Genomic DNA, 17,450 nt, shown 5'->3' with positions numbered 1-17,450 from the left:
GTGACCTTTCAATAACCCATGCGGGTACACTTCCCCGCACGGGGTAGGTGTACCCATTAACTTTGGAGTACACCTTATGAACCAAGTAGCTAAATTGGACCTCGCCCAAATCCGTCAACAAGCCATCAATGATGGTCTGCTGGTGGACCAATCTTCCATCGGTAAACAAGCTGGTTTCCTGACCAATGTGGCAGTGACCCCGGCAATTGTCGATGGAGTATTTGGTGCAGATGGTAAGCACTCGGTAGAAGACTTCCTTTTCATGTTTTTGCAGCTTTGTGTTGCTCAAACAAAGGTCGCTTTTACCGACAACAAGAATTGGGGAAAGATTCGTCTTTATTACCCCATGCCCACTGTAGATGGCTTTTTCAAACCCACTGAGGTTGTGATTAAGTCAGATCCTGTAACCGCAGATGTCACAATCATGATGGCCTCGGAAGATGGCACTCATTTGTGCTTGTGATATTCACAAAATTCGCCTCCGTTTCGGGGGCGACCTTTTTAAACCCCTCGCCGGGGAGTTCTCCCCGGCTGGGGAGCCTCCTTGGCACATTCTCCCGGTGTCGGGGTTTCCTTAAAACCCTGGCGACGGGGGTTTAAGGAAGCCTCGATGCTGGGGTTCACGCTAAGGAGAAAACCTATGTCTTACTACAAAGCTGACACCGTTCGTGAAGCTGCAAACGGAAACTGGCTATTCATCCTGGCGGCCCTAGCGCCCCATCTTGAACCAGCTCTCCGTAAACCTGGTCGTCATGTTTCTTGTCCTATCCACGGCGGGAAAGATGGCTTCCGACTGTTCAAGGATGCCCACCTGACTGGTGGCGGCGTATGCAATACATGCGGTGCCAATCATGATGGTTTTGAGCTGCTGATGTGGCTCAATAACTGGGACTTTAAACAGTGCCTGAGCGAGGTTGGTGATTATCTGGGCGTTGAGAAAGAGCAACCCCAGTATCAACAAGCCGCTGCACCGACACGAGCTCCTGTCCAGGCCAAAGCGCCTGTTCAGCAAGAGCCTATGAAGGTGAATAACAAGGTTCTCGATTCCAAGAATCGTAAAAAATCCATTGCCGGTACTCTGATTGCCCACGGTAAAGCTCCTTATGAGCATAACGAAGACAACGAGCTCAGCTACTTTGCCTTCATCCGTGACAAGAGCGGTTTGGAACGCACCATCTGGGGCGTGGATCTTGAAAGAGCCATTGGTGAAAGTGAAGCCAAGTATGGGGATGAGATCGTCATGACAAACCTCGGGCGCGAGCCTGTAACTGTCGTCGTTGAAGTTAAGGACGAGCAGGGGAATGTTGTGAGAGAACAACCTATGCAAACGCATCGCAACACCTGGCTGGTGGAACGTCGCGGCGCTACGGTAACGCAGTTCCGCGCTCGCTCGAACGGTGGTGTTGAGCCGGTGAGTCACCATGTTGAGTCGGCCCCTGTGGTCAACCGCACGGTAGAAGCTCCGGCACCGCAAGTACAACATGCGGCCACACAACCGGAAGAGCAAAGCAGCGAAAACAAGCCGAAAGTTGTTCCGATGTTTCGTGAACAACCTAAGCCTTGGCTGCTTGAGCTCCAAGAAGAAATGGAGAAGAGAATGGAGCGCGAACGCGCTTACAGTGCTCGTCTCCGTGAGAAAATCGAGAAGGTATGGAACGAGTGTTTGCCGTTCTCCAGTCATGTGACTGAGCCAATGCGTCTGTACTTCAAAAACCGCGAGCTTCTGTTCAAGGTTGATGAAGTAGAAAAAACAGACTGTCTGCGGTTCAATCCGGCTATGGCCTACTACGACGAAGATGGCAATGAAGTTGGGAAATTCCCGGCTATCGTCTGCGCTATCCGAGATGTGGAAGGCAACCTGGTAACGCTCCACCGCACCTATCTCACCCAAAACGGTAAAAAAGCCAAGGTCGGCAACGCCAAGAAGATGATGCCCATTCCTGACGGTTTGGATGTCAATGGCGCGGCCATCCGCCTCGGTGAACCGACTGAGGGTATCCTGGGTGTTGCAGAAGGGCTGGAAACAGCCCTGTCAGCTTATCGAGTCACTCAAATCCCGGTTTGGTCAACGGTCAATGCGACCCTGATGGAGTCCTTCGAGGTTCCAGAAGGTGTTCACACCGTACTGATCTGGGCTGACAAAGATAAGTCTGTGACTGGTGAGAAGTCAGCGAACGTGCTGAAAGCCAAGCTGGAGAAGCGCGGCATTCGTGTGTACGTCCTGCTGCCTAAACTCCCGATCCCGCCCAGAGCGAAAGGGATTGACTGGAACGATGTCCTGATGAGTCAGGGAAGCCTCGGTTTCCCGAATGCTCGCTACCTGCGCGATTTCATTGCGAGAAGGAGAGCTGAGTATGGCCGTCATTGATGTCTCGAAGGTTGATACAACGCCTGGTAACGACGCGGTGTGCCCCTTTTCTCCCCCTGAGGGGTGGGAGGGGGCCTCTGCGGCCTACGTTGAGCTTATGCGGTCTCGGTATCGTCATCTGATGCACGGCCAGAGAATGATGGTGACAGCCTCCTTCGCAAGAAGGGAGCCTATCCAAGTTACTGGCCCGTTTGCTGATGAAGCGACGAAGATCATTAACTCAATGAAGATGAACAAGGCGAAGCCAACAGCTTTGTCTGCCTAAAACTTTAACCCTGAGGGGGTGTTCATGCCCTCTCGGGCATGATTCGCCTCCTCTTCAACTATGGAGGTAATCATGAAAAAGTTTTTGCGTATTAAGACGTGGTTTGTGCGTCTTTTCTCTCCTGACAAGAAGACTCTGGGAGCTATCGGTGAAGACCTGCGTAAGGTCGCCGTAACAGCCATCGGTGTCGGTATTGTAGGATTGGCTGTATCTGGGGACACTATAACCGTCAAAGAAGCCGGTTTGGTGTTGGTCATTGGGGTTATCCTGTGGATCTATGGTATAATCTTAACCAAGGTCAGCAATTCCTAAGGGGGTCAAATGGACGCTTTCACATTAGGCATGTTGGGGTTGCTCATTTTTTTCACTGTCGTCACTGGCGGCAGTCTGTATCTCTACCATGAGAAACAGAAGGAAAAAAAGCATCACAACGCCTAAAGAGTAACTGCGATAATGAACGTAAAGGCCAGCAATAGCTGGCCTTTTTTTATACTTGCAGTTTGAAGTGTTACATGTCACGATGAAGTTGGTGTGACATGTAACGGTAAAGGTGTTTTTTTGAAAGTATCCAATGAAGATGCTCAGGCTACGGCGATCTATCTCCTCAGAGCTGCTTCGCGCCCAGCTTTCTGGCGTGACGTCCCATTCGATAAGAAACTTGAAGCCGTGGACAGCCTGAACAGCATGGGGCGATCACCATCAGAACTCACTGAATGGATTAATAAATATCTGACAGCAGAGCAAATCAATAAACTCGGGACATCAATTAGGCAACGTCGCAGAAGGGGATATGGTGTTGGTAAAAGCATAACTATAAGCGATAAAGCCCACAGGATTTTGAAGCGGTTGGCAGAAGTCGATGGTTGCAATTTGTCAGAAGTGATAGAGAAACGCCTAGCCCGAGCTTATAAAAATACTTGGGACCACAAATAGAGTGGCACTAGGGGTTGCATTTTTAAAACCCGTGGTAGCATCTAAATGAACCCTAACGAATAGGGGTGCTGGCGGCGATGCCGACCATTATCCCGATAATGGAGAAATAGACCATGATGACACTGACTACTGTCTCGAAGAAAACTTCTAATAATTCAGCCCTTGTATTCTGGCGCGTTGGTACAAAACGGAAAGGCATCCTTGATGTTCGTATTGATTTTGACAACGAGGAGGCAGATCTTTTGGCTGAGCTCGTAGCCATTCGCTATCTGGCGCTGGACAAACAGGTTTTTTGCAGAGAGCCAGGTGCTGGTGCTGGTTACAAGCTGGTGGTATCCAAAGGTGCGATTAAAAAGCTGGCGCTGGGCAAATCCACCAAGGAGTTTGCATTCAAGTTTGCGGCTTGCCTCACTGGACGTTTAAAGGGCGCTACTATTGAAGTTTCGCAGAGCATGGAGTTTATGGATGAGCCGGGTGAGGGCAACGTTGAGCTCCTCGATGTGGACAAGCAAGCCTATACTCAAACCCATGACGAAATCTCTACACCGGCCATTGGTCCCGTCCTTGTTACTCAACATGCCATCGATCAGTATCAGGCCCGGATAACCTCTGGAGACCCTAAAAAACCGTGGGCCTCACTCGTTGGTCGCCTCCAGCATCCAGAGTTACAGGTTCAACCCTTTGACGAGAAAGTGGCTCGCCATAAAGCCAGAAAGTATGGCCGCGTAGATAACGTGGAAGTCTGGGGCCATAGAGATTCCAAGTTCAAGTACCTGATGGTGATCAACGACGACAACCAAAAACGTGTTCTTGTCACAGTGTTTGAGCGAAATGAGTAACCTGCTTCTCATTTGTTCTGAATACACAACCTCTCCAAATCACGTATTCATACCCTAAAAGGGCAAAAACGCAGTCGTTGATAACGACTCTCCCACCTGAAAATAGCTCCAGCATAAAAACTGGAGCTGTAAATGAGATCGAGACCTTCCCTTTTACTGATGCGAAACCTGCGGTCATTGGCCGTTGTGGTGCTCGCAACTTTGCCATGCGTTGCTTTTGCACAATGGCGGGTTGTAGCCGTGAGCACCGAAGTAGACAAAATGCGCTTCAACACCATCATAGACGCGCATTCCTTCATGAAGAATTATCGCTCTGGTGAGGAGCAAGGGAAGGGAACGCCAGTTGGGGATGCGCTTTATCCGGTTGCCAGTTATGGTGATGGCCGTTATGTCTCCAGGATCTGTTTTAAGTATCTAGGTGCTACTGGCGATTATGACCCCACTACCTGCACTGGCGACCCAGCTACGGTCTACTGGCGCTCAACCTATGTTCTGCCGGGTGAGATGGATAAAACACCGTTCCTGGACAGGGATCTCGGCTTACCAACAACGACCATGTGTGTAGGGAACCCTATCCATCTTGGCACCGGCAACAAGTTCCAGGCTGAACTGGATTATCAAAGCGGAGGCTCCGACCCTTTCACATTCACCAGATACTACAATAGCCACCTTCCTGATGAAGAGCTCGGCGGCTGGCGGCATACCTACTCGCGGAGCGTCGAGGTCAACGCCTCGAAGTACGGTGAGAACATGGTTGTCCTGCACCGGCCAGAAGGGCAACAACTCGCGTTCTACAACTCGTCCTCTGTCTGGGTGCCAACATGGAAAACCGATGATACCTTGACGAAGGATGCTACCGGCTGGCGTTACACTCAATCTGACGGGGTAGTCGAGGCCTATGATGAAACCGGACGACTGACCGGCATCGAGAAGCCCAACGGCAATCACATCACCCTGAGCTATCTGAACGGAGAGCTATCCTCGATCACTGACGGCTTTGGCCGCAACATCCAGTTCCAGCATCAAGATGGCCGCATGGTCAGTGTCACCGATCCTGCTGGTGGCAGTATTCAGTACCAGTACAACAGCGCTGGCAAGCTGGCGGAAGTGATCTACCAGGACAATACGAGCCGCAGCTATCTCTACGATGACCCGAATGCACCGGGTTTGCTCTCTGGGCTGGTGGACGAGAACGGCAACCGTTTCGCCACATGGGGATATGATGCTCAGGGGATGGCAGTTCTAAGTGAACACGCCGGGGGCGCAGAGAAGACTCAGGTAAGCTACAACGCTGACGGAAGCGTCTCTGTCACCAACGCCCTCGGCCACGTTCAGCGATATACCTACAGCCGTCACAACGGGATGCTCAAGCCTGATGTTGTTGAGGGTGCGCCGTGTACCGGCTTTGTGGGAGGCAAGGAAACCTACGTCTACGACAGCAAAGGCCTCGTCTCCAGCATTACAGATCGTGCTGGACAGAAGCGCACGTTCACCCATAACGACCGGGGATTGGAAACCACCCAGATAGACCAGGATGGGGGCAAGGTTACGACCGACTGGCTTCCTTCCAAGTCGCTCCCTGCAAAAATCACGGAACCAACCAGGATCACTGAGCTTACCTACGACACTCATCTCCGGGTGATAAGCCGCAAGGTCACAGATCGCAGCTCGGGCGCTTCCCGGACATGGACCTACACCTATGCCCCTGTTGGTACAGGAAAGCCGAGCCTGTTGGCCTCGGTTGATGGTCCGCGCACCGACGTCAGCGATGTTACGACATTTGACTACGATGACCAGGGCAACCTGATCCGGACAACAAACGCGCTGGGGCAGGTGATGCAGTTTGGTGACTACGACGCGAACGGTCGCGCCGGGACCATTCAGGGCGTCAACGGTGTAACCCAAACCCTCACCTATGACGCCAGAGGAAGACTTGTCAGCTCCACTGGACCAGAAGGAACCACGGCCTACAACTATGATGCTGTGGGCCTCCTGAGCTCGCTGACTAAGCCAAATGGTGCAACCGTCAGCTATGAGTACGACGCTGCACATCGGCTGGTGGCGGAAACAGATGCACAGGGCAACCGGCGCGAGCTTGAGCTCAATGACCTCGGGAACCCAGTAGAAGAGCGACTGCTCGATGCGCTGGGCCAGACCCGTTGGATAGAGCGCCGGATCTTCAACGAAATCGGCTGGCTCTCCAGTGTCTCCGACGCCTATAGCAATCAGTCATCGTTTTCCTACGATGTGGTGGCAAACCTGATACAGGAGACCAGTCCCTCTGGTAACACACACTCCTACAAGTACGACGGCTTCCATCACCGGACACAAACGACCGATCCACTCGGGAAGGTCACGCAGGTGCTCTACAAGGATACCGGCGATGTTTACCGTGTCTCCGACCCTCGTTCGCGCCTGACCTACTACAGCTACAACGGCTTTGGCGAAGTGACTCAGGTCCGGAGCCCGGACACCGGCACCACCGACATTACCTATGACGAAGCCGGTAACGTGGCAACGCGCAAGACGGCCAAGGGACAAACCACAAGCTACAGCTACGACGCGCTGAACCGGATCATCGAGGCATCCAGCGGTGTCGCTGGCGAATCGCCAATTCTGTACGGGTACGACGAAGCAACCTCACCATACGGCATGGGCCGCTTGACCTCAGTCGATGATGGCAACGGTGTCCGGAGATATGGCTATACACCCGAAGGATGGTTGGCTTACGAGACCTGGGAAACCCACGGGCAGAGCCTTACTACCCAGTACCAATACGATGGTGCAGGCCTCATCACGAAGATCACGTATCCCAGTGGTCGTGAGGTTTCCTACACCCGTGATTTAGCCGGTGACGTCATCGAGGTGGCAACGACACAAGCAGGCACCACAACAAGCCTGGCAAGCCAGATCGAGCGAGCGCCCTTTGGCCCCGTCACCAGTATGGTCAGATGGAACGGCATTTCAGAAAGTCGCTCTTTGGATCTCAATTACCGAGTCACCGGCATCGACGCTACTAGAGTGCATTCGCTGGTCTATCGGTACACGCCAGACTCGTTGATTTCAGCCATAGACGACAATCTCAGCTCATCAGTCAATCAGTCACTCGGTTATGACGCGGTTGGCCGCATCACCTCTGCTGAGGGGCTCTATGGCGTTTTGGGCTATGGCTATGACGCCACCGGCAACAGGACCTCGATCACGACCGATGGCCTGAGCCAAAGCTACACCATCAACTACATGAACAACTGGCTGGTGAAGACTGGGCAAACCTCCAGAAGCTATGACGCCAATGGCAACCTGACGAAGCAGGGGGCGGATACCTTCACCTATGACAGCCAGAACCGGCTGGTGGCCGCAACGGTCGCTGGAGTGACAGCAGCTTACACCTACAACCATCTGGATCAGCGTGTAACTAAGACCCTAAACGGCCAGACCCGCCTACTGATTTACGGCTTGGCAGGAAACCTCATCGAGGAGCTGGACGCAGCCACTGGAGACGTGCTGGCGGAGTATATCTGGCTCGATGGCACCCCCTTGAGCTTTGCTCAGTCAGGACAGACCTATCAAGTCCACGTCGATCATCTGGGCACCCCGAAGGCGCTAACCGACGCCAGCGGCCAAGTGGTTTGGAAGGCGAGCTACAGCCCGTTCGGTAAGGCCAGCATCACCACTCAGGGGCCGACCTTCAATTTGCGGTTCCCAGGACAGTATTACGACGCGGAGACCGGGCTCCACTACAACTGGCGGCGTTACTACGACCCGAATACCGGGCGTTACATCACCAGTGACCCGATTGGGCTGGCTGGTGGGATTAACACCTATGCCTATGCGCTGAGCAACCCGATAGGCAATGCAGATCCAACAGGGGAGTTTGTGCCGCTTCTTCTGGGGGCTTATGTTGCCATAGACTTTGCCTTGAGCGCTTGGGACGCCTATGACACCTTCAAGACCATCACCAGTGATTGTGCGACCTCAAGAGAAAAGTGGATTTCCGGGGGGCTTTTTGCTGCTGGGATTATCCTGCCTGGCAACTATAAGGCGCTAGGGAATGTTGCGGAACGCGCTTTTAAAAATACGGCTGATGATTTTGTAGACCTAGCCAGTTCCCAGAGACGTAAGCATATTCTTGATGGTGACGCCACTGGTGGAGGGCATCGAGCAGGAACAGGCAAGCCTGGAAAAAGTGAGTTTCCTCAAAGTTGGTCTGATGAAAAAATTATGCACGTCATTTCCGATATAGCTACCGATCCAAATGTTTCTCGAAAGGCTGGGCGCGGTGGTAGGACTATTGCAGAGGCAGTTAAAGAAGGTATTAATGTTCGTGTAATACAAGAATCTAATGGTGATATTGTTTCAGGTTTTCCAACAAACGTACCAAGGAATCCAAAATGAAAAATGAATATAGAGAAATTGAATCCACGCTAGATCTTTTGCTTATGGTGCTGTCTGATTCGTTTTCTGAATCTGAAAGTATAGAAGTGCAAGAATTTATTGATGTGGGTGAGTATGGAATCGCACTAGAAACTATCATTGACATTATTAATGAAGAGTCAAAGAACATAACAAATGAAGCTGAGTTTCTGATTGAAAAAGCAGGGAGGATAATGAATATGGATACTACATCCATTGTAGATAAGATTTCAAAACATATAGATAAATAATAAGATGAAAAAAACCGGTTTAAAATATAGAGCAGTATATCTGCTTGGATTTCCGTTAGCTGGAGCCTTTATAGGAATTGCAGTGTTCGCTTTATTAAATTATGTGAATGGGCCTCTAAGCAAATTCGCCTTATATCTGTCCGTTGGTGTTTGGGGGGGGTATGGAGTGTTCTCAGGAATCTATGGATACTTAAATCTAAGGAAAATATTAAAGTTAAAGAGAGCTAATGAGGAATCCAGGGATTAAATACGGCTCACATGGTTCTGCTATTGGCGCAGCATTGGGGACGGCTTATGGAAATCAATAACTGGTTTGATTTTATTATATACACAATTTATTTCGGCTATTTGCATTCTAGGGTTGGAATTCATCCATTCTAACCCTTGATTCTTAGTCGGACAAAAAGCAGCCTCTGGTTGGATTTTTCTGTTTTTCACCACTCTGCGAAAATCTAACATTGGTTGGATTCTCAGACGCGCCCTCTCTCGCGTTAATCCAACTCCCCACCTTCTGCCTGCTTCAACAATGTCGGAATGTGCGGCCCATACTCGACCTTGCCTCGTCCTGCTCGAATACCACTGCCGACCTTGCGGGCTTCTTTGGAGTACAACGTCTTTGCACGGATGATGTCATAGCTGTAACCCCGACCTAACCGGTTGGACATCTTGATCAAGCCGTTGAGCCCTTCGGTATACCCATTGGTGATTGAGAACGGCGCATCCCAGTAGGCAAAGATGTCGTCGTAATGGTTGTGTACCGTTTTCACCAGTTTTTTGAAAGGCTCCATACCATAAGGCGGCAGGCTGTTCTCCCAAGCCTCAAAGGCGTTCTGAGCGCTCTGCTTATCGGGTTCGTCGTAGATGCAGAAGAAGGCTTCCTTGAAGTCATAGGCCACGGCAAGTTCTGGGATCGCCTGCTTTACAACCTCCAGCGCCTTTTGCTCCGCGGGCGTCAGGTTGCCGGGCCGCTTCAGGGTTAGCCAGCGAATGGACTTTTTGACATAAATCCGATCTTCTTTGCTTAACTGTGCCTGATAGTTCTTGCGCTCCGCTTCCAGGGCTTCAGAGGCCATCTTGACGACATGGAACTTGTCGATCACCAGTTTGGCGTTGGGCAGATACTGAGCAAAGGAACGCTTGAAGGGGCGCCACATATCCGTACAGACCCATTCCACCTTGTCAGCATCCGGCAAATCCTTGAAGAAGGGCATCAGGTGCTCTTGAGTACGATGCTCCAACATATCAAAGACATTGTTGGTTGCCAGGTTGGTGATTACACAGCGATACCCGCCGGCCAGATTCACTTCGTCGATTCCCATGATGACAGGGGTTTCGTAACGAACGGTTTGGGAGAGTTCCTCAATGAGATCGTGAGCGATGTTCTTGACGGTGTTCACCGCCACACCGGTTTGCTCGGCTAAAGCATGGAAGGTGGTTCCCAGGCACTGTTGCCGAATAACATCGACCAGCCGTTTGGTGGCTCGGCGTTTGTCATCCAGAAAACTCAACTCCGGCATGGACATTTTGCCGCACGACTCACAGCGAAAGCGCGGGCGCTGAACTTCAAGGCGGACGGGCTCCATGTACAGCGGCGTGTCCATGAACTTGTTTTTGCGCGTGCCATGTTTGTGCATGGGGGTGTTACAGTCCCCACATAACGGCACTTCGACCGTTACCGACTCAGCAATTATCACAAGGCACTTACTTTCGTGGCGCATATCGACCGGCTTGATGCCTGGCAGATTCAGCAGATCAAGCATTGGCTTAATCCATATCCAGGTCGATGTCTTTGCCTTCGCGCAGCAAGTCATACACCATATCAACCAATGCAGTCATGCCCTGACGGTCTGACTTGAGCACCTGGGTTGCCAGCTTCTGATGACTGGACAAAGCACGAACAACCGCTTGCTGAACAGCACCGGGGAGGTTGCCTTTCATAGCTTGCTCACGGGTGTTGCTTTCCACCTGAGCCATGACGACATCGCTTTCACCGGTAATCGCTGAAATCTGATTCACGAAAGCCACCTGATCCTGGATCGGCGTCGCCTCACCAAACAGGCTGTTGAGCCTCTCGATAATCTCTTTGACGAATTTCGGCTTGTCGCCTGCCGCGCCACCACCGCCTGCACCTATCGGTTGCAGTACCGGGGTTTCGCCTTCGTCTTCCGCGTTATCTGTACGAGCATTGATGTCAAAGCCGGTGAGCACCAAGCCGGTCAAGTCCACCGTTTCCGGTGCTTCGTGTAATAGACGCTTTTGCAGCAGCTTGGCGAACGCGGCGAAGTTCTCCAGCTCCGGGTCGCCAAAATCAATCAGTTGGGCGATATAAGAGTAGGTACGACAAAAACGCCCCAAATCCGACTTAAAGCCAATCAGCGCCTTGATTTGCTCGGCGTACTCATCCTGATGGTGATCGGCAGACTTCATACCTGCCTCATCACCCTTAGCACGGGCCTTCTCAAAAGCCGCTTCCCAGGTCGCCATGCCATCACGCAGCATTTTCATCTTGTCGTTATACAAGGCCGTCGCTCCAGCAGTGGCGGCATACAGCGCCTTGTGCTGCGGCGATTTGGTATGGGTGATGTCCCGAATGGTCTTGAAGCGAGCTTCCTTGAACGCGGCCAAGTCCTTATCGTCGTATAGGCCGTGCTCGTCCAAGCGCTCCTTGATCTCGTAGACCACATTAAGGTCTTGCACTTCGTCGATGTGAGCACCCTTGTCATAGGTGGTAAAGGCCTGACGCACATTCTCTGGGTCGTTCACAAAGTCGATGATAAAGACCTCGTCCTTACCGGGGGCCGTCCGGTTGAGGCGGGCGAAGGTCTGCACAATCTCCACATGGTTGGCGATTTTCTTGTCTACATACATGGCGACCAGTTTGGGCTGGTCAAAGCCTGTCTGGAACTTGTCGGCCACCAACATCACCCGGTATTCAGGGCGGTCAAAGGCAAAGCGCAAATCCTGCCCTTGGACATCCGGGTTCATGCTCTGCTCGGTGAACTCCTCGCTCTCATCGACGATAAACACATCGTCCTTAAACTCACCGTCATCCTGATGCATCACCTGCTTGCCAGTCATCTTGCCGGAGAAGGCCACCAGTGAATGAATAAAGCTGTACTCAATGTGCTGCTCGATATAGCGGTCAAACGCCTTCTTGTAGCGAATGGCAGCAGCACGGGAGCTGGTGACCACCATCGCCTTGGCCTTGCCATCGAGCCGGTGCGCGACGTTCTTGGTGAAGTGCTCAACGATAAACTGCACCTTTTGGGTCACATTGGTGGGGTGCAATGACATCCACTGTGCCAGGGCGCGTTTGGCAGCCTTGCCGCTCACCCGCTTGCTGTCTTCAAGCTGCTTGGAAAGGTTGAAGGCCGTTTTGTAGGGCACATAGCCTTTCAGCACATCGAGAATGAATTTCTCCTCAATGGCCTGGCGCATGGTGTACAGGTGGAAGGCTTGCGGCGGGTTATCGTTCGAGGCCGGCTGGCTCGGGTCTGTTGGGCGACCGAACAGCATCAAAGTAGAGTGCTTGGGCGTACCGGTAAAGGCGAAATAGCTGATATTGTCCGGGCGGGCGCGAGACTTTTGCAGTTGCTCCAGCAGTTCATCCACCGTCATGGTGGACATCTTGCCTTGCCCACTCATCCCCAGCGCGGCTTGCAGTTTGGCGGCGGTAGAGCCGGTCTGCGAGTTATGTGCCTCATCAATGATCACCGCAAAGTTTTTCCCTTTCAGGGCTTTGTCAGTGATGATGGCTTCCATCGCGTAGGGGAAGGTCTGGATCGTGACTACCACAATCGGCGTGCCAGACAACAAGGCCTCCGAGAGCTGCTTGCTCTTGGACTTGGATGACTTCTGCCGGTCAATGGCGGCGATCACCCCAAACTGATGGTCAATCTGTTTCACCGCGTCCTGAAGCTGGCCGTCTAGCACATTACGGTCGGTTACAATGATCACGCTGTTAAATACCGAGTCGCCGTTATCTTCGCGCAGTTTCACCAAGTCATGGGCCGTCCAGGAAATGGTGCTGGTCTTGCCGGAACCGGCGCTGTGGTCACACAGGTAGGTCATGCCTGCGCCGTTTTCGCGGGCATCGGCCAGCATCTGGTTCACTGCCGTCCATTGGTGGAAACGCGGGAAAATCAGGGTTTCTTTCTTCGACCAGTTGCCCTGAATATCCACCACGTCCTTTTTCTCGACGTAGACAAAGCTATGGAAAATCCGCAGCCAGGCATCCGGCTGGCAGACCGCCTCCCAGAAGTAGGCTACCGGGTATTCCTGGGTACCATCGACCTTAATCTCACCTGGCGGGTTACCCGAATGTACCGTGCCGCTTTCGTCCTTGCGTCCCTTATTGAACGGCAGGAAAAAGGTGTTTTCTCCATCCAGCTTGGTCGCCATCATGATTTCTGAATCGGACATGGCGAAATGCACCACCGCCCCACGCTTGAAGGTCAGCAATGGCTCCCGGCGTTTGGTCTTAGCGTCATACGGCAGACGATCATTGCGGTACTGATCCATGGCCGCTTCGCAGGACTGGGTGAAGTCGGTCTTCAGTTCGACGGTTGCCACCGGCAGGCCGTTGATAAACAGCACCAGATCAATGGCAAATTCACGGGCCGGGTGATACTTCAGCTCCGGCACCACGCGCAGGATATTGGCCTGGTAGCGCTCAATGACTGCTGCATTGCGCTTGTCTTCCGGTGCGGCCTCGGTCATCTCGATCAGGCCGCAACCGGCAATAGAAAAGCCCTGGCGCAACACCTGAACGGTGCCTTGTTTCTCCAATGCTTTATCCAAGCGTTCCATCAGCACTTCAAGGGTTTTGGCCCCGTTGAGCCGTTCCAGCTTGTCCCATTTTTCCTGCTGACCGCTGGTTTTGATCCAGCTTTCCAAGTCTTCGGGGTACACCGCCCGCTCGGTGTCGTAGAACTTGGGATCGCCCAGCTTCCAGCCCTGTTCTACCAACCGGTCGATGATGTATTGCTGGAAGTGTTTTTCCTGATGTGCTGCTGACTGCATTTATTGTTTTCCTCGCAAATCAATCTGGCCGGTGACAGCGGCGGTGATAAAGGCGGCGCGGCGTTCTTTGAGCAGGGTAATACTTTGTTCAGCCTTGCTAATCAGAGCATTAATGCGGGCGGTTTCGCAGTCGAGGGTGGCTAGAATGGCATCTTGCTCCTTCAGGTCTGGAAGAGGTAGACGAGTGTTCGCTACATATTCATGCTCTAAGCTTTCAACAGTAGCTCCTTCTTTTGCCCATATCCCAAGCAACGAGCGGTTAAGGCCCTGTACCCACCGAAGTATAAACCGGGGTCTAACCCTAGTTTCATCAAGGCTCAATGCTTTCATGTCCTGATTTAAGCTAACAGGAACATTATTGATCCCAACCGGTATCGTGTGGCGAAGAATACCTGATCGAGCAACCAGCAACACCGCTCCCGAGTCAATCAGTTTCGTGGCACTATTTTCCAGTCCTTTGGTAGTTATATGATCTATAGAATCGGTAATCACCTCATGTTTCATATCCTTTGGAGAGACCCAAGGGATGCAACCGTTCCAATAGTCTGGATTTTCTTTTGATGGCGTACCACCACCAGAGAATGCAGCAACATACTTCAGTTTTGTCGCCTCCCAATGCTCCGGCACCTGCCCAATCCACTCAACGCCGGAATCCTTCATCTTCGCGTTGGGGTCTAGGCCCTTGGTGACAGCATGGGTAATCAGCGCCTGGCGCTTTTCCTTCAGTAGCTCGATAAAGCGGGTTTTCTTCTCGACAAGCGAATCAATACGGGCGGTTTCGCGGTCGAGGGTAGTTAGTATTTGCGCTTGCTCAGGCTGAGCTGGGTATACAGCTTCAATTGAACCGATATGCCCCCAATCTGCACGAGGCATTTTAGCTCCCTCGCATCCTGACTCTATTTGATGCGTTACATCAGGAGTTAAAAGCCATTCTTGCAGCCATCTGGGTTCTGTTTTTTCAGCCCTTAGAACCAAAAATTCTGTTGAGCAGCACCCTGCCATCTCTGCAATAATGGCTTTTCGCAAATATGGACGCAGCTTACCGTACAGGACATCCCCTTCATAAAAGATGCCTACAGTTGAATATTCTGATTGACGAGAGCTTCCATTCGTTGGCTTGTACTGCCCTGATCCTGCTTCTACATCCTCAAGTCCGATATAAATGGTATCAGTAGATACATCATTTCGTCGTTCATTGCGCAATGACGCCAGTCGCTTGACTCTCGCCACCTTCCAATGCTCCGGCACCTGCCCAATCCACTCAACGCCGGAATCCTTATACGCAGGATACGCTCTGTACTGGCTCATTCGCTGGCCACCTCCGCCAGTAGTGCAGCAATCTCGGCTTCCACTTGCTTCAGGTCTTCATCAATATCATGCAGCTTACGCGGCGGCTGGTACTGGTAGAAGAAGCGGTTGAAGTTGATTTCATAACCCACGCGCCCAAGCCGTTTGTCTTTATCGTCGATAAAGTTTTCGTCGATATAAGCATCAGGGACATGGGGTAGCACTTCGTGGGCAAAGTAGTCGTCTATGTCCTCTAGATAGGGGACGTTCTCGTAATCAGTTAAATCTGTGTCTGGCACCAGCTCGCCGTTGGAATCTGTGACCGGCTCTGCTTCCGGGTCTTTGTGGCTAAAGGCATTGATTAGCGCAGTGATAAAGGTTTTGTTGGACTTGACCTTAAGTTTCTTGGCCTCCTCGGACTTGATAGCGTCCCTGGCAAAGGTTTCTGCCCAGCTATAACTCTGCGTTTGCCCAATCAGCGGCTTGAGGGCGTCGCGCCAGAATGCCTGATGCGCGTCGGAGAGCTTCCCCCAGGCGGCTTCGGCTTCCAGCCGCTCGATGCCCACCTCATCCAGTTCCAAGGTCATGCGCAGCGGGCGCAATACCTTGATACGGCGGTAGCCAAAGGTACGGTAGTCCAGCATCTGGGAAAACGCTCCGGTTTCCCCTGCGGCATAGATGTCCAAAATCTGGCGACGCTGATCATCGCTCACAATACGGCGCTTGTTGCCCTCGTTGCGGATCGAAGTCCACAGGTCGGTGGCGTTGATCAACTGCACCTTGCCTTTGCGCTCCTGCGGCTTCTTGTTGGACAGGAGCCACAGGTAGGTGGCGATATTGGTGCGGAAGAACAGATCCGTTGGCAGGGCAACAATGGCTTCAATCAGGTCGTTTTCCAGCAACCAGCGGCGGATTTCCGATTCGCCAGACCCGGCACCACCGTTAAACAGCGGCGAACCCGACAGCACGATAGCGGCACGGCCACCGCCGTTGTTCGGCAGTTCCAGCTTGCTCGCCAAGTGCATCAAAAACAGCATGGAGCCATCGCTAATTTTCGGCAGACCTGGCCCAAACCGGCCCAGCTCACCTTTTTTATGTTCCGCTTCGACGGCGGTTTTGTCCTTCTCCCATTTTTTGCCAAAAGGTGGATTGGACAGACAGTAGTGGAAACGCTCACCGGCAAACTGGTCGTTGGACAGCGTGCTGCCCTGACGGATGTTCTTCGACAGATCTCGGCCAGGGTCCGACTCCAAACGGCGGATCAGCATACCGGCCACACAAACCGCATGGGTTTCCGGCTCCAACTCCTGCCCGTGCGGCACCAGCACTGGCGGGATCTTGTCGCGGTTACCGTAGTCACCCACATGGTTCATGGCATCGGTGAGGAAGCCACCCGTGCCACAGGTCGGGTCATACAGAGTACGAATCAAACCTGGGCTGGCCTCAAACAGGGCATCATCCGGGTCAAGCAGCAATGCGGTCGCCAGGTGAACGATGTCACGCGGCGTCATGAAGTCCTCGGCTCCTTCATTGACCTCAGCACCAAAGCGGCGGATCAGGTGTTCGTAGATGTTACTCATCACCCGATCCGGCACCACGTCCGGGTGCAGGTCGATCTTGGCGAAGTTTTGGCAAATCTTGTACAGCAAGCCCGCTTTCTCCAGTCGGATCACCGTATTGCCAAACTCGAACTCCTCGAAGATAGCGCGGGCGTTATCCGAAAACAGGGCGATGTAGTCTTCCAGATTGCGGCGCGTCTTGGTGCTACCTAGGGTTTCAAGGGAGTATTCAGAGGTGTTGTAGAAGGGGTATTCAGCGGTTGAGCGCAGAATGGTATCCAGCTCAACATCGGCATCCTTGAAAGCGTCATGCGCTTCTCTCACCGCCTCGCGGGTCGGCTCCAGCGCACACTCTAGGCGGCGCAGCAAGGTAAACGGCAAAATGATCTTGCCAAAGTCCGTATGCTTGAAGTCCCCCCACAGGTCTTCCGCGTTCTTCCAAATAAAGTCAGCCTGTGAAGCTGCTGATCCCGTAAATTCGTTCATTCTGGACTCCAACCACATTTTGCACAA

The 17,450-nt window shown here is 52.4% G+C and carries 13 protein-coding genes; 9 read left to right on the top strand and 4 right to left on the bottom strand.

The window, feature by feature from the left end; translation table 11 throughout:
- The first annotated feature begins 76 nt into the window (after positions 1-76).
- The 9 genes from O6D90_RS23890 to O6D90_RS23850 all read left to right on the top strand — a co-directional run bounded on the left by O6D90_RS23890 (position 77) and on the right by O6D90_RS23850 (position 9,069).
- The gene (locus O6D90_RS23890; RefSeq protein WP_001077335.1) at positions 77-463 is read left to right on the top strand and encodes a hypothetical protein; all 387 of its coding nucleotides are present in this window, start codon (positions 77-79) and stop codon (positions 461-463) included.
- A 177-nt stretch (positions 464-640) separates the two neighbouring features.
- Positions 641-2,368 carry a DUF7146 domain-containing protein gene (locus O6D90_RS23885; protein WP_000122923.1) on the top strand — a complete coding sequence of 576 codons (1,728 nt, stop codon included), beginning with the start codon at positions 641-643 and terminating at the stop codon, positions 2,366-2,368.
- Positions 2,355-2,633 carry a hypothetical protein gene (locus tag O6D90_RS23880; RefSeq protein ID WP_072647758.1) on the top strand — a complete coding sequence of 93 codons (279 nt, stop codon included), beginning with the start codon at positions 2,355-2,357 and terminating at the stop codon, positions 2,631-2,633. Before O6D90_RS23885 ends, O6D90_RS23880 begins: the two co-directional genes overlap by 14 nt.
- Positions 2,634-2,705: 72 nt before the next feature.
- A complete protein-coding gene (locus O6D90_RS23875) occupies positions 2,706-2,945 on the top strand; it encodes a permease (RefSeq protein ID WP_000714162.1) in 240 nt (79 codons plus the stop codon).
- Between the two features lie 9 nt (positions 2,946-2,954).
- Positions 2,955-3,071, top strand: coding sequence for a hypothetical protein (locus O6D90_RS23870; protein WP_000338626.1), 117 nt, complete (start codon positions 2,955-2,957; stop codon positions 3,069-3,071).
- A gap of 120 nt (positions 3,072-3,191) precedes the next feature.
- Positions 3,192-3,566, top strand: a complete 375-nt coding sequence (locus tag O6D90_RS23865) for a hypothetical protein (RefSeq protein WP_000868821.1) — start codon at positions 3,192-3,194, stop codon at positions 3,564-3,566.
- 113 nt (positions 3,567-3,679) lie between these two features.
- On the top strand, positions 3,680-4,405 hold the full coding sequence (locus tag O6D90_RS23860; RefSeq protein WP_000988732.1) for a hypothetical protein: 726 nt from the start codon (positions 3,680-3,682) through the stop codon (positions 4,403-4,405).
- Positions 4,406-4,645: 240 nt separating this feature from the next.
- Complete coding sequence (locus tag O6D90_RS23855) at positions 4,646-8,800, top strand: RHS repeat-associated core domain-containing protein (protein ID WP_014342219.1); 4,155 nt, start codon at positions 4,646-4,648, stop codon at positions 8,798-8,800.
- On the top strand, positions 8,797-9,069 hold the full coding sequence (locus O6D90_RS23850; protein WP_000787563.1) for a MafI family immunity protein: 273 nt from the start codon (positions 8,797-8,799) through the stop codon (positions 9,067-9,069). Before O6D90_RS23855 ends, O6D90_RS23850 begins: the two co-directional genes overlap by 4 nt.
- Before the next feature lie 491 nt (positions 9,070-9,560).
- Here O6D90_RS23850 and O6D90_RS23845 read toward each other — a convergent pair whose 3' ends face one another.
- Genes O6D90_RS23845 through O6D90_RS23830 form a run of 4 tightly spaced genes read right to left on the bottom strand, consistent with a single transcriptional unit; the run spans position 9,561 to position 17,423 of the window.
- Complete coding sequence (locus tag O6D90_RS23845; RefSeq protein WP_270956706.1) at positions 9,561-10,829, bottom strand: ISL3 family transposase; 1,269 nt, start codon at positions 10,827-10,829, stop codon at positions 9,561-9,563.
- A gap of 4 nt (positions 10,830-10,833) precedes the next feature.
- On the bottom strand, positions 10,834-14,091 hold the full coding sequence (locus tag O6D90_RS23840; protein ID WP_270956705.1) for a type I restriction endonuclease subunit R: 3,258 nt from the start codon (positions 14,089-14,091) through the stop codon (positions 10,834-10,836).
- Positions 14,092-15,399, bottom strand: coding sequence for a restriction endonuclease subunit S (locus tag O6D90_RS23835; protein WP_270956704.1), 1,308 nt, complete (start codon positions 15,397-15,399; stop codon positions 14,092-14,094).
- Entirely contained in the window at positions 15,396-17,423 is a 2,028-nt protein-coding gene (locus O6D90_RS23830) for a type I restriction-modification system subunit M (protein ID WP_270956703.1), read from the bottom strand. The genes O6D90_RS23835 and O6D90_RS23830 overlap by 4 nt, the downstream gene beginning before the upstream one ends.
- Positions 17,424-17,450: the final 27 nt, after the last annotated feature.

The sequence above is a fragment of the Citrobacter sp. 21OH12SH02A-Citro genome (assembly GCF_027919895.1).
Classification (GTDB): domain Bacteria; phylum Pseudomonadota; class Gammaproteobacteria; order Enterobacterales; family Enterobacteriaceae; genus Citrobacter; species Citrobacter braakii.
Note: the sequence above shows the minus strand (reverse complement) of the source record. Positions and strands in the feature narration are given on the sequence as shown.

Excerpts from the sequence above, each read along its gene's own strand:
- O6D90_RS23875 (WP_000714162.1), top strand. The coding sequence starts at position 2,706 with ATGAAAAAGTTTTTGCGTATTAAGACGTGGTTTGTGCGTCTTTTCTCT.
- O6D90_RS23835 (WP_270956704.1), bottom strand. The coding sequence starts at position 15,399 with ATGAGCCAGTACAGAGCGTATCCTGCGTATAAGGATTCCGGCGTTGAG.
- O6D90_RS23860 (WP_000988732.1), top strand. The coding sequence starts at position 3,680 with ATGATGACACTGACTACTGTCTCGAAGAAAACTTCTAATAATTCAGCC.
- O6D90_RS23840 (WP_270956705.1), bottom strand. The coding sequence starts at position 14,091 with ATGCAGTCAGCAGCACATCAGGAAAAACACTTCCAGCAATACATCATC.
- O6D90_RS23845 (WP_270956706.1), bottom strand. The coding sequence starts at position 10,829 with ATGCTTGATCTGCTGAATCTGCCAGGCATCAAGCCGGTCGATATGCGC.
- O6D90_RS23870 (WP_000338626.1), top strand. The coding sequence starts at position 2,955 with ATGGACGCTTTCACATTAGGCATGTTGGGGTTGCTCATTTTTTTCACT.
- O6D90_RS23885 (WP_000122923.1), top strand. The coding sequence starts at position 641 with ATGTCTTACTACAAAGCTGACACCGTTCGTGAAGCTGCAAACGGAAAC.
- O6D90_RS23830 (WP_270956703.1), bottom strand. The coding sequence starts at position 17,423 with ATGAACGAATTTACGGGATCAGCAGCTTCACAGGCTGACTTTATTTGG.
- O6D90_RS23890 (WP_001077335.1), top strand. The coding sequence starts at position 77 with ATGAACCAAGTAGCTAAATTGGACCTCGCCCAAATCCGTCAACAAGCC.
- O6D90_RS23880 (WP_072647758.1), top strand. The coding sequence starts at position 2,355 with ATGGCCGTCATTGATGTCTCGAAGGTTGATACAACGCCTGGTAACGAC.
- O6D90_RS23850 (WP_000787563.1), top strand. The coding sequence starts at position 8,797 with ATGAAAAATGAATATAGAGAAATTGAATCCACGCTAGATCTTTTGCTT.